A 13,284-nucleotide genomic window follows, 5' to 3' on the forward strand; every position below is an offset into this window, starting at 1 on the left:
GTGCCTCACTCCATTCGGTTATAACTATAAATAGATAGGTTTTACTGCACGGGTAAATCTAATATAGGAAATTCAGCTCTGAGTTGTATTACTAAATTTTCGTCAGTGCCAAGGCTCACTGCTAAGTAAAAATATTCGGATAACGCTTTTAAGTTATAGTAACAATGTGGACATTTTCATATTCAATGTTCGCTTGACGATAAAAAGCGAACATCAACAAAATTGTAAATACTGTCAGTTTTTTCAGTAATAGCAAAATTAATAAACCTATAAAAAGGGATCTCTAAATCAGCTAATCCACTATATTAAATCTAGCAGTAATCTAACCATATAATTTAGTTAGTGTTATTTCACTGATACGAATAAAAAATCAACAACGATAAGTGTAAATATAACTATTAGCCATATTTACGGGTGTATTAGCTCCAATTATTTACAGCTAACATTCACTCTATCAAAAGGCTAACCTTTCTACTTAAATCGATAATGAAGTTGAAATCTAGCTTCTTTTCTAAATTTTGGCGCTAAAATCCGACAAGTAATACAAGATTATAATCACTAACTTATCCACTCAGCTTATTTATGTAACGCTTCACCTTTTCATCTAGATAAATATACCCCTTCACCGAATATCCATAGTTATAGTGGTTAATTACTGTACTGTAAATTTTGGCACTAGTTAAAGTATTTTACTGTTGTGATTTTGCAATGAGAATAACTTGACCTCGCTATTTAAAATTATAACAACACTAACAATAGCCAAGATTTTCTATATTAATCATGTAAATACAGTTTTATAGTGTGTACTTTTTTAATAACGGAAAGCTTCTATTCATTTTTGGGGAAAACAAATGAATAAATCAAAGAGTAAATTTATTAAAACAATTATCACCTTAAGCTTGGGCATAACTCTTAGTGCTTGTGGTGGTTCAGATTCAAAAAAAGATCCGGAACCAGTCGTAAACTCAGCACCGGTAATTTCTAGCACAGCGATGAATACGGTAGTCGCGGGCACTCTATATTCATATACGTTAGTATCAAGTGATGCCGACGGTGACGCATTAACGTCCACAGCGGCTAATTTACCAGCGTGGCTTTCGTTTGACGGCGCAACTAGCGTATTAAGCGGTACACCGGTAGAAAGCGACTCGGGCGACCATGCAATAACATTAACCGTTAGTGATGGCACTGCCGAGGTAACCCAATCTTTTACTATTACGGTAACTATGCCGATAGCGGCAAATAATGCCCCTGTTATTACTAGTTCAGCAATGACTAGCGCGACTGTTGGCGAAGCTTATATTTATACTTTAACTGCAACCGATGCTGACAATGATACGCTGACTATGTCAACAACTGTTCCTAGTGCACTTTCATGGTTAACCTTTGATTCTGCAACAGGTATATTGTCAGGAACACCAGCATCTGGTGATATTGCGACTACAGCGATCACGTTAACTGTTACTGATGGAACTGACGAGACTGCACAAACCTTTAACATTAACGTTGGTGATGTTGCACCTTCAGTTGATATTATTTCATTTGAAAATGCGCCTGAAACATACACCTTTGGTGATTTTAATGGTGGGGCAGCAATGGTTGTTGCTAACCCCGATGCCACAGGCATCAATACCAGCGTTCAAGTTGGACAAATGCAGAAGTTTGCCGGTGAAACTTGGGGCGGTTCTACCCTAACATTGGCTACACCAGTAACAATCCCCGCCGACAGCATGGTTACCATGAAAGTTTGGTCTTCGCGTACGGTAGATGTATTGGTTAAATTTGACGATATGAACGCCGAGCGAACAGTTACTCATTCTGGCACAGGTTGGGAAGAATTAAGCTTTGACTTCACAGGTGCCACAAGTACCAGTGAAAGTAGACTTACCCTAATTTTTGATAATGGCATCATGGGTGACGCTGAAGTGGATGCCGCTAACTGGACTTTCTACTTTGATGATTTCACCACTCCTGCTGCTCCAGAAGTGGTTATCGTCCCCGGCCCTACCGTTGTAAATGACTTTGAAGCCGCACCTGAAACGTATACATTTGGTGACTTTAATGGCGGCGTAGCAATGGTTATTGCTAACCCCGATGCCACAGGCATCAATACCAGCGCTCAAGTAGGACAAATGCAAAAATTTGCCGGCGAAACTTGGGGCGGCTCTACCTTAACATTTGCAACGCCTGTAGCAATTCCAGCAAACAGCATGGTTACCATGAAAGTTTGGTCGTCACGTGTCGTGCCAGTATTAGTTAAATTTGATGATGTGAATGCAGAAAGAACAGTCAATCATACTGGCTCAGGTTGGGAAGAGTTAAGTTTTGACTTTACAGGTGCTACGAGTACTAGTGAAACCAGACTTACCCTAATTTTTGATAATGGCGTCATGGGTGACGCTGAAGTTGATGCCGCTAACTGGACTTTCTACTTTGATGATTTTACTACCCCTGCGGCTGAAGCGGCTCCAGTACAAACTTTTGTCGCATCAGGCACGCCTTATGATTTTGAGGTTGCGGGTTTAGGTAGTGACTTTACATGGGCTGTTTTTGAAAATGTAGATAACCCTGCATTAGCGTTTGTTGCTAATCCAGGGTCGTCAACAGCGAATAACTCAGCAACTGTTGCTATGTTCACCGCTAGAATGGCAGGTCAACCATGGGCAGGAACTGAGACTACAGCGGCTAATACAACGCCATTCACTATGGATGCGACTAACAGCATTGTTAAAATCATGGTGTATAAGTCAGTTATCAGCGACGTGGCCTTAAAGTTCTCAGTGGGCGCAGCGGCACAACCAGAAATTAAAGTAGCGAATACTAAGATTAATGAATGGGAAGAGCTTACTTTTGATTTCACTAGCCGCATTGGCTTAGCTGAAACTATTAACATTGATTCGGTGATAGTTTTCCCAGACTTTATGGATGGCAGAGCGTCTGATACCGTGAACTACTTTGACAATATCACTTTTGGACATTTTGAATAGTTCTAAATTATTGTCATAAGTTAGGCTTGATAGAAGGGGTTACATTCATTATGTAACCCCTTCTTTATGGGTTAATTATGCTATTCGTACACTTAAAAAATAATACTAAATGGATTAAATAATTGACCAAAGAGTAAGACAGGATGAGCATTTAAATTCAAGGTATAAGAACCATCTTTAGGGAGATATCTTTTTGTAGATCGGTGTTTACGCCGACAATTGTTAAATGAAGCTTAAGAACAAAACTACAGTTTTCTATCATAGATTGGTATTAACCCCTTAAATTTAAAGGGCTAAAGCCGAGCTACAGGTTATGTTAAGTAACCTCATTTGCTTTGCGTTTTAATAGCAATTTACAAATCAATAAAAAACCACAGCCAGTTTCCTGAATGTGGTCGTTATTTTCTAATGACTTTTAAATCTGCAATTATTTTTTTTAATCAACTTGTTCAGTAGAGTTCTTCAAAATAGGCAGCCAATAACCAAACCCCCAAAGCATGGTTTGTCCAAAGTTCATTGCTAACCCACTTTGGCTTTTAAATTTAGTTTTCATGGCAAAAAACTCAACAAAGTGCACCAAAAGAGTAATACAAGCTAGTAGTGAAACATAAAATTGAACTTCTGTTGGTAGTGGTGACAAGGACAATAGACCTAATATGGCTAAAATCCATAATCCCGTCAGTAAAGTTTTTAGACTATATATAACTGCATTTAACATCTGTAACTTCCTAAATTAATGCGCCAAAATCATATCCGAAGCTTTTTCGGCAATCGCCATCGTTGGCGCGTTTGTGTTACCACTAACAAGGGTTGGCATAATGGAAGCGTCAACCACTCGAAGATTTTCAATACCATGAACTTTTAACTGATTATCGACCACTGCCATATCATCATTACCCATTTTACAGGTACCAACCGGATGATAAACCGTACCTAAACGCTCTTTTGCTTTAGCAAAAATTTGCTCATCGGTTTCAAAAGCGTTGCCTGGATGCACTTCGTTATCATAATGTTGGGCTAATGCTGGAGCGGTTAATATTTTACGTAGCTGACGCATACCATTAGTTAATACTGCCTGGTCTTTTCCTGCGACATCAGAAAAAAAGTTAAAATCGATCTCGGGTGCATCTTTGTAATTAGCTGATTTTAGCGATACCGTACCTGTGCTTTCTGGGCGAAGCACACAAACATGACATGAAAAACCATGCTGAGATAGCAGCTTAAAATCTCGACCATTATCGTCATATAACAAAGGCAACATATGTAATTGAATATCAGGACTTGGGGCATCTTCGGTCGACTTAATAAAGCCCCCCGCTTCAAGAATACTGTTGGCGAGTTTACCTTTTTTACCTGTAATATATTTAATCACGTCTGGCAGCATTTTTAGTAAACCTGAAACCGATGTGGTAAAGCCGTCTGTTTTTTTACTTTTGACTAATACACAAGCATCGACATGTTCTCTTAGGTTTTTTCCAACCCCTTTAAGTTCATGTAAACATTCAATACCATGCTGTGTAAGTTCATTTTTGTCACCAATACCAGAGAGCATTAATAACTGAGGCGAAGCGATACTACCACCACTTAAAATCACCTCTTTTTTAGCTGTTATGATGCGTTGTTCACCTTTAATAAAAACATTAACGCCATAGGCTCGTTTGTCTTTAATTAGCACTTTGCTTACTTGTGCATCGGTTAATACTGTCAAACTTTCTCTCGCAAGTACCGGCAATAAATAGGCATGAGCAGCAGAACAACGCTTGCCATCTTTTATTGTACACTGGTAATAACCAACACCTTCTTGATCAGCACCATTAAAGTCTTCGCTAAACTTAAAACCAGCTTGTTGACCCGCCTCAATATAACGCTTACTAATATCATAGAAAACCGGTCGGTCAGTAACTTGCAACGGCCCGCTATCGCCATGAAATTCGCTTTCTCCACGTTGATTAGTTTCAGACTTCTTAAAATAAGGCAAAATATCATCAAATGACCAACCCGCATTACCTAATTCAGCCCAATGGTCGTAATCTTGTTTCTGACCTCGAAGATAAAGCATGGCATTGGTTGCAGAGCTACCGCCTAAGCCACGCCCACGCGGAACAAACAAGGCTGTCCCATTACGAATATCTCGCTTAGGCTTAGCATTAAAGCTCCAATTGAATTTTTTCAAAAACATAAAGGCAGCAAAAGCACCTGGGGTATTAACTAACATGCTGTTGTTGTTACTACCTGCTTCTAATAAACACACACTGTGTTGACCATTTTCACTTAGTCTATTAGCTAATACACAACCTGCTGAGCCAGCGCCAACAATGATGTAATCAAATTCATGCCTGTTTTTTGTTTGAGTTTGCAAAACAATACCTCTATTATTTATTCAGCTGAATTTAGCGACTTAAGGTGTAACAACATTAAACCAGAATGGAAATTCATCCATCATAATTAACAGTTGCCCAAAGACTTGACCATTCCCATCAAGCTGCATTTTTCCTGATTCAACTAGTTGCTGAAATGACACTTGTTTTAGCAATAAAAAGTTTAAGTCTTTTCGGTTAATCGTTACGGTTAAGTCTGCTTTTTTGTCTTGTACGTTTTCAATGTTATTTAAATGCGCGTTCTTAAGTTCTAATAAGAATTTTTCATTACGGTCAGGAAAAATAACATTAATTTTAAATTGATGAGCCAAGGCTTTATCGCTATTTAAACGGACACCAAGATAATCAAAAATAAGCTCGCTGCTCATGGCTTTGATCATGTCGGGACCCGCTTTCGTTGCTTTCGCTGTTTTAGGAATACCGTGACGTAATTCAAAAGCTGCAGCTAAATAACTATTACGCCAGCCCGCATTTTCAGCCTGATAACCCAACTGTTCTAAGGTGTCGGCTTGTAAGTTTTTTGCTTGTGTATTGTCTGGCTGAGCAAAAACCAAATGATTTAATAACTCGGCTACCCAGCGATATTCACCTTTTTTAAATGCTTTTTTCGCCTGAGTTAATACATTTTCTGCCCCACCCATTAACTCAACATATTTCACTGACGACTCAGTTGGGCTCAGTTTATTAAGGTTAGCGGGGTTAGAATCATAAAAACCTAAGTACTTATTGATAATGCCTCTAACATTATGAGAATAAGTGCCATGATAACCACGGTTGTACCACTGATGCGCTAACACATCAGGTACCGCTAGTTGGTTATGTATCTCATTAATAGTGATACCTTTATTGGCAAGATTTAAGGTTTTATCATGCAAAAAACCGTACATATCACGTTGTTTTTCCAACACTTCAACAATGTACTCTTTACCCCATCTAGGCCAAGAATGTGAAGCAAACATGACATCGCTGTCATGAGCAAAACGGTAAATAACTTTATTGATAAATTTACTCCACGCTTGCGAATCTCGTACTTCAGCCCCCGTAAAGTATAAACATTATGTAATGTGCCAGTGACGTTTTCAGCCAACCACAAAGTTTTAAATTGCGGAAAATAAGTATTCATTTCAGCAGGTGATTCAGTACCCGGTGTGTTTTGCATCACCATTTCAATACCATCAACAACGAGGGTTTCTTCATCAGCCAAAATTTCTCGAGTTGGCGTAATCAAACCAATGTAACCCGTCGATAAACCCTTACCAATGGCCGCATCAACTTGCCCTTTAGCACCTTTTGCTAGCGCATTACCATATTGATAAGTGGCGCGACGTGTCATGGCATTGCCGGCTAGTACATTTTCTTTAATGGCATGCTCCATAAAGCCACGAGGTGCAATAATTTCAACTTCACCTGAGTCAACCTGTGCTTGGCTAACCACGCCTTTTACACCACCAAAATGATCAGCATGGGCATGGCTGTAAACCACAGCCTTGACTGGAAATTCGCCTAACTCTTGCGTTACTAAAGCCAATGCAGCTCTGGAAGTCGCTGCCGTTAAAAGAGGATCAAAAATAATCCAACCACTATCCCCTTTTATAAAAGTAATATTGGCTAAGTCGTAACCTCTTACTTGATAAATACGGTCAGTCACTTGATACAAACCATAAGCCATATTTAACTTAGCTTGGCGCAATAAACTGGGATTTACTGTGTCAATGTTCTTGTTATCGAGTAAAAATTTATAGTTGCCCAGTTCCCAAACTACATTTCCGGCTTGGTCTTTAATAATGAGTTTTTCAGGTCGCTTAATTAAGCCTTTTTCAGCCAAAGTAAAATCAAGTTTATCGCTAAAAGGTAAGTTTTTTAATAACTCGGCTTGGTGAGCAACAGTATATTTACTGGCGGGCTTTAGCTCGGTATTTGTATTGGCATTGGCCGTACTGATTGCGGCTAACAAAGTACAATATATAACCCCAAGCAAGGGTAAACGAGGTTTTAACATGCTATTTCTCTTAAAAAAGTAATGAAAAGTGGAAAAAAAGTAAAAAAAAAGCTGATTAAAACTATTGAAAATACATTCAACAGTAAGAATCAGCTAGATTTTATTTGTTTATCGTCCTAAGCGTCTCAATGCCGATGTTGAGAAGTCAGTACGTTTAACTTTTTCGCCAAAAATCATAAAGGTTGGCTCTTCATTACTTAAACCAGTCACTAAATAACGTCCTGAATTTAAGTCATATAAAGTTTCAGCAACCATCCAAGGTGTATCTACATCATAAAACTGAATGTTATGTGCTTCTGACAACTTCCAAAGTTCACCACGACCGTCGTAATGATCGATCACTGACGCACCCCAAGTATCTTCGTCAATAAAGAAGGTACGTTTAGCATAAATATGTCGTGCGCCTTCTTTTAATGTTGCTTCCACTTGCCAAACACGGTGCAACTCATATCTTAAGTAGTCAGCATTTAAATGACCTTCTTCTATCAAGTCTTCATATTTTGCGTTGGTATCAAGTAAGTTATAAGAGTTATATGGAATATAAAGCTCTTTTTTGCCAATTAATTTCCAGTCATAACGATCTGGAGCACCATTATACATATCGTAGTTATCGGTAGCTCTTAAACCATCAGTACCTGCGCCTGGACCATCATAAGCAACATTAGGAGCACGACGCACACGACGTTGACCTGCATTATAAACCCAAGCTTTACGTGCTTCTTTAACTTGATCAATAGTTTCATGCACTAATAATGCTGTACCTGTTAAACGTGCAGGAGCAGTAATTTCTTGTAAATAATAGAATAAAATATTGTCATCTTTATCGGCATCACGACCCTCTTTTAAAAATTCAGGCCAAACGAGTTGATCATTCATTTTTACGGGCACAAATGAACCATTTGATTGCACAGGAATCGTGGTTAAAAAGCGTTTAGCTGTGCCTCCTCGATAACGAGTTATATGGTTCCAAATGACTTCTGAGCCATTTTTAGCAATTGGAAAAGGGATAGCAGTATCGAAATTTATAATACCATTGCCCGATTGCACTAACTCAGCTGTAGTGGCATTTTTCTTTATTACACCATATAAATCATCTGAGTATGCCGCTGTACGTTTTGATTTATAAATAGGCATTTTATAATCAGCATATTTTTCAAACATAGCGATTTGGCCAGGGCTCAAATTGTTTTTGTAATCACTATAATTTGCAGACGTAATGACCATCAAAGGCTTATCTGCGGAGAAAGGATGTGCAGGTCGTCCTGAGTCTTCACTTTTCGTTGAGTTTTTACTATTTAACCCACCGGTCCATGCAGGAATAGTACCTGCGGCATTTGCTGACATTACAGCACCTAATGGTGTTAATGTTGTGCCTAACTTAGCTGCTTCTTCTGGGCTAACTTTTGCTAAAACTGAGCTTGATGCTATGGTTAACATCAGTAAACTTGCTGTAGTTATATATTTTTTCATTATAATTCTCTTTTATTAACTTTTCTCAAACCTTCATAAATAGAAGGCTTAGATTAGTATGAAATGCCGAAAGCCAACGAGATTAAATCTTTATCTTCTAAAACATTGTGGCTACCACCTGAGTAATTGTTATAACCCAGAGTTACTGTATATTTTTGTTGGTATGCGGCTTGTAAAGAAAAGCCTAAGTTTTTACGACCTTCATGAAATTGTTGGCCCGGATCCGGTGAATAACCGCTAACATCGTGTGCCCAAGATAAAGTAGGTTTTAACGAAACGCCAGCAAACACATCAGAATATTCCCAAACACTACGCAGACGATATCCCCATGCACTATTTGTGGTATAACCATCACTACGACAATCGCCAGATAAATTACCTGCAGCAACTAAATTAGTACAATTGATACCACCACCGGCATCAAAATCACCTAAGCCAAACACTGAATTTCTGCCATAATTTTGGTTTGAATCTTCAACACCATCGGTTAAAATTACGCCGACTTCAGCGATAACAGTAACACGTGAGGCTCCCATAGCATTATCAAAGAACTGAATTGCGGTCATTTGAAATTGGGTAACATCAAACTCGTCCCAACCTTTTGCTTCTTGACCATAGCCTACACCCGTAACTCTTGAGGTGTAACGTAAAAAAGGCGCTTCAGATAACACTCCGTTGAGAATTTCAGGACCACTGATTTGCACTGGTGTATCTGGCTTGTAAGAAAGCTCACCTGATAAAGCCACGCCAGAAACATTAGTAGCGAAACTTAAACCATAAAACTTTAAGTCTTCAGGGAACTCAATATTGTAGGCTGGGTTTAATGCCGCTAATGCTCCACCGGTAGGGTCAAATGCTTTAGGGACAAAAACGGTGCTAGTATCACCAGTAGCAAGTGGAACACTGGTTCGTATGGCATTAATTAACGGTAAGCGCGAATGAATGTTCATATAATACAAACCAAATTCAGTATCATTTAAGGCTTCTGAATAATAACGTGCAGCTAAACCATATTGACCTCCATCATCAGGTTCAACATCGGCTTGTCGCTCTGCAGCTAAACCAGCGGCTAAACCTGCTTGATCACCCAATGGGCCAACTGAAACAAAGTTACAGCCTGTAGCTGCAAAATCTGCTCCTGAAAAATAAGTACCACAGCCATCAATTTGAGTTTTTTCCCACTCATATTGATAAAAAGCTTCAACACTGAGGTTTTCGGTTAAACCGGCGTTAACGTACAACATGCCAACCGGAAGAATACCTTCTTTTAAATCAGCACCTGGGCGTCTTAAAGCAGCAACATCAAATGGGTTTGATGAATTCATGCCACCTTGTATAAATGTACTTTCTCCCCAACTAACCACTTGTCTACCTAAACGAACATCTACTGGAGCGTCACCTATATCAAATGAAGCATATACGTAGGCATCTAATAGAGTTATACCTGAAAATTTAGTGTTATCTTCAAAACCATCATCGCTTAGCGGTGTGTTAGGTGTGTAGCCATTGTTTGAATTACCGTGTGGTACGTCTTTGTCTTTAAGGGCATAGTCATACCAATATTTCACCCGAACAAAAGCACCAAAATTATCTTTACTTAATTGTATATCATGCACACCTTTAATAATTTGCGAGTATGCATCACCTTTTTCATAGTTTAAATTACCGTCATCGGTCGTCGATGTACCACCAGTTCCACCATTGGTTTTACCAATAAAGCGAGGGTCTGCATCGCCAAGTCGCCAACTAGAGCCAATATCTAATTGAGAGTTTATTTGCAATAAAATATCTTCATTTTCGCCTAGGTTAAAATCAACAGCATTTGCTGAAGATGTCCCCAAAACCAAGGCAACTACCAAAGCTATCGGCTTGATTTTATAGTTATTTTTGAGCATATTATTCGCCTATTTATTGTCTAGTAAAACATAATGTAATAGTAGTCTTACAATTACATTACGCCAATGATTTAATTAATATTTCGCTAAATGTGCCAACCTATTGTCATTTCGTGCAAATCTCGTAGAATGGGATACCTTCAAAAACTTAGGCAATGCAGTGCAAGATTATTACTCTACATTAACAGGCTGGATGATCCCCATTTCAAGGGTTATGGCTGCGCATGGCATCGATACTGCCAAAGCTCTAAAAGAATGTGGCATTTCACAAGACGTAATGGTAGATCAAGAATCTCGTATTGCTGCAGAAAACCTTTCCCAATTACTTGAATACTGTAATAAAGCGCTTGGCCGTCATGACTTTTCTGTTTTAGTGGCAGAACAATTTCATCCAGGGATGTTTCACGCTCTGGGTTACGCTATGATGTCGTCAAATACCCTTTACGATGCCTTAGAACGTATAGCTCACTATAAGCGAGTCGTGTCAAATACATGCCAATTATTTAATCATGAGCGCAATGAACAGTTGATTTTCGAAATGGACGTTTTCACTTATGAGTCAACTAACCGCCCTATTTTATCTCAAACAACTGTAGAGACATTTTTAGCCACAATTATTCGCTTTGCGCGTGAGCTTGTTTCGACAGATTTTGCACCATTAAAGGTTTGTTTCTCGTATCCAACCCCAAACCACGATTTAACATACTTAACTGACTTTTTTAACTGTGAAGTTGAATTTGATAGTAGTCAAACCTCGATCATATTTGATTTAAAGCAAACCCAAGAAAAATTACTTTGTGGCAACCCCTTAATAACGCATAGCCATGAGAAAATGCTTGACGAGTTTATGGCCAGAGTCGATAAAAATGATTTAAGCCATACAATTAAAAACAAAATTTTTGAGTTATTACCCCTTGGTGCACCATCACAAACTGAAATTGCAGAATACCTTGGTATGAGTTTGCGAAATTTACAACGTAAGCTCCATGATCAAGGCACAAGTTATAAAGAAATTTTAGAAAGTACACGTAAAAAGTTAGCGATGAATTACATTATTCAAAAACATTTAAGCTTAAGTGAGATTGGCTATTTAGTGGGTTTTTCAAGTGTCGGTAATTTTAATCGTGCTTTTAAACGTTGGACAACTCAAACACCTGGTGACTATCGACAAGGTAGTAACTCTCCTTAAAAACCCAATAAATGACTAACTCAGCGACCACATCGCTAACAGCTAAATCATTGAAGGTAATAAATTAAAATTAATTTATTACTCTCCCCCCTTTCACAATTATGCTCGAAAAATAATCAGATAAAAATAGCTGTGTTGCAAAGATAATCATTTGGCACGTTTAACACCTCTCAATTATTTTTTTTTCATCAATACTAGTAAGTAGACATATTCAACTTATTAGGATTTTTATGCGCTTATCCCATATTACGTTCGGCGTGATAAATTTGTTTTTGCTAACTCATATTAATCTTGCCGTAGCAAATAGCAGCTTAGATCTACTTGAGCTACCCGCAAAACAAAGTTCGTTAGCAAGCAAAAGTGTTTTAATGGCAATAACACCAGAGAAAGGTACCGTGTTAGCCGTTGGCGAGCGTGGACATATTATAAGTTGGAAAAATAAAGACGATTGGCAGCAGCAGCAATCGCCTGTTAGCGTTTCTCTCACCAATGTAACCATTCTATCTGACGGAAGTAAAATAGCTGTTGGCCATGATGGCGTTATTCTAAAAACTGAAAATAACAGCAACGCATGGCGTAAGGTCTTTACAGGCGCAGAGTTAACAAAACTGAAAATAGCGCAACTCACTAAACAGCAAGCAGCTTTAAAGATAGTAATAAGCGAAACACAAGATGAAGATGTACTAGAAGAACTAACCTTCCAACTTGAAGACTTTGTTTTTGCACTTGAAGACAACCAAATTGAATTAAAGTCTGGACCAAATAAACCGCTATTATCTGTTGCCCGAACCGCTAATGATGTGATTTTTGCTAGTGGGGCATACGGAACATTACTGACCAGTAAAGACCAAGGTGAAACTTGGACTTTAATCAGTAAACGACTCGACAATCCCGATAATTTCCACCTCAACTCGGTTATCTCCACAACTAATGGACAGCTTTATATTGTTGGCGAAAATGGCATGGGCTTTCACTCTGATAACCAAGGTGAAACATGGTCTACGATGGCTATGCCCTACAATGGCAGTCTTTTTGGCATTATTGCTAACCCTGAAATACCTGAGCAGCTTGTTGCTTTTGGTTTGCAAGGCAATTTAATGGTCTCACTTGATGGTGGCGAAAATTGGCAACACAAAAAACTGCAGACTAGCGCCAGTTTACTGGGTGGCGATTTTTCTAAACAGGGTCAAGCCTATTTAGTGGGCCACGGTGGGTTAATTGTTGATTTTTCACCTGAAAGTCTACAAACATTGCGTATCAATAAACACCCCTCAGGCGCAGCACTTTCAAGTGTGTTAGTACAAGAAAATTCATTAGTTCTCGCCGGACAATTCGGTATTTCAATTTGGTTACTTAAGAAGTAAGG

The 13,284-nt window shown here is 38.7% G+C and carries 9 protein-coding genes; 3 read left to right on the top strand and 6 right to left on the bottom strand.

Features of this window, described 5'->3' with window-relative positions:
- Positions 1 to 851 precede the first annotated feature (851 nt).
- On the top strand, positions 852 to 2,987 hold the full coding sequence (locus tag DBO93_RS14820) for a putative Ig domain-containing protein (protein WP_108457028.1): 2,136 nt from the start codon (positions 852 to 854) through the stop codon (positions 2,985 to 2,987).
- Positions 2,988 to 3,423: 436 nt separating this feature from the next.
- Here DBO93_RS14820 and DBO93_RS14825 read toward each other — a convergent pair whose 3' ends face one another.
- From DBO93_RS14825 to DBO93_RS14845, 6 genes are all read right to left on the bottom strand, one after another.
- On the bottom strand, positions 3,424 to 3,705 hold the full coding sequence (locus DBO93_RS14825) for a DUF1145 domain-containing protein (protein WP_108457029.1): 282 nt from the start codon (positions 3,703 to 3,705) through the stop codon (positions 3,424 to 3,426).
- A gap of 15 nt (positions 3,706 to 3,720) precedes the next feature.
- Positions 3,721 to 5,346 carry a choline dehydrogenase gene (locus DBO93_RS14830; RefSeq protein ID WP_108457030.1) on the bottom strand — a complete coding sequence of 542 codons (1,626 nt, stop codon included), beginning with the start codon at positions 5,344 to 5,346 and terminating at the stop codon, positions 3,721 to 3,723.
- 39 nt (positions 5,347 to 5,385) lie between these two features.
- Positions 5,386 to 6,324: an alkyl sulfatase dimerization domain-containing protein gene (locus tag DBO93_RS19015; RefSeq protein WP_239059007.1), complete on the bottom strand. Its 939-nt coding sequence runs from the start codon at positions 6,322 to 6,324 to the stop codon at positions 5,386 to 5,388.
- The gene (locus DBO93_RS19020) at positions 6,222 to 7,364 is read right to left on the bottom strand and encodes an MBL fold metallo-hydrolase (RefSeq protein ID WP_239059008.1); all 1,143 of its coding nucleotides are present in this window, start codon (positions 7,362 to 7,364) and stop codon (positions 6,222 to 6,224) included. Before DBO93_RS19020 ends, DBO93_RS19015 begins: the two co-directional genes overlap by 103 nt.
- Positions 7,365 to 7,472: 108 nt before the next feature.
- A complete protein-coding gene (locus DBO93_RS14840) occupies positions 7,473 to 8,834 on the bottom strand; it encodes a DUF1329 domain-containing protein (protein WP_108457031.1) in 1,362 nt (453 codons plus the stop codon).
- Between the two features lie 53 nt (positions 8,835 to 8,887).
- On the bottom strand, positions 8,888 to 10,729 hold the full coding sequence (locus DBO93_RS14845) for a DUF1302 domain-containing protein (RefSeq protein WP_108457032.1): 1,842 nt from the start codon (positions 10,727 to 10,729) through the stop codon (positions 8,888 to 8,890).
- A 103-nt stretch (positions 10,730 to 10,832) separates the two neighbouring features.
- Between DBO93_RS14845 and DBO93_RS14850 the strand changes: the two genes are divergently transcribed.
- Both DBO93_RS14850 and DBO93_RS14855 read left to right on the top strand, forming a co-directional pair.
- A complete protein-coding gene (locus DBO93_RS14850) occupies positions 10,833 to 11,918 on the top strand; it encodes an AraC family transcriptional regulator (protein WP_239059009.1) in 1,086 nt (361 codons plus the stop codon).
- A gap of 230 nt (positions 11,919 to 12,148) precedes the next feature.
- Positions 12,149 to 13,282, top strand: coding sequence for a YCF48-related protein (locus DBO93_RS14855; protein ID WP_108457034.1), 1,134 nt, complete (start codon positions 12,149 to 12,151; stop codon positions 13,280 to 13,282).
- The last annotated feature ends 2 nt before the right edge of the window (positions 13,283 to 13,284 follow it).

The organism is Colwellia sp. Arc7-D (assembly GCF_003061515.1).
Taxonomy (GTDB): Bacteria; Pseudomonadota; Gammaproteobacteria; order Enterobacterales; family Alteromonadaceae; genus Cognaticolwellia.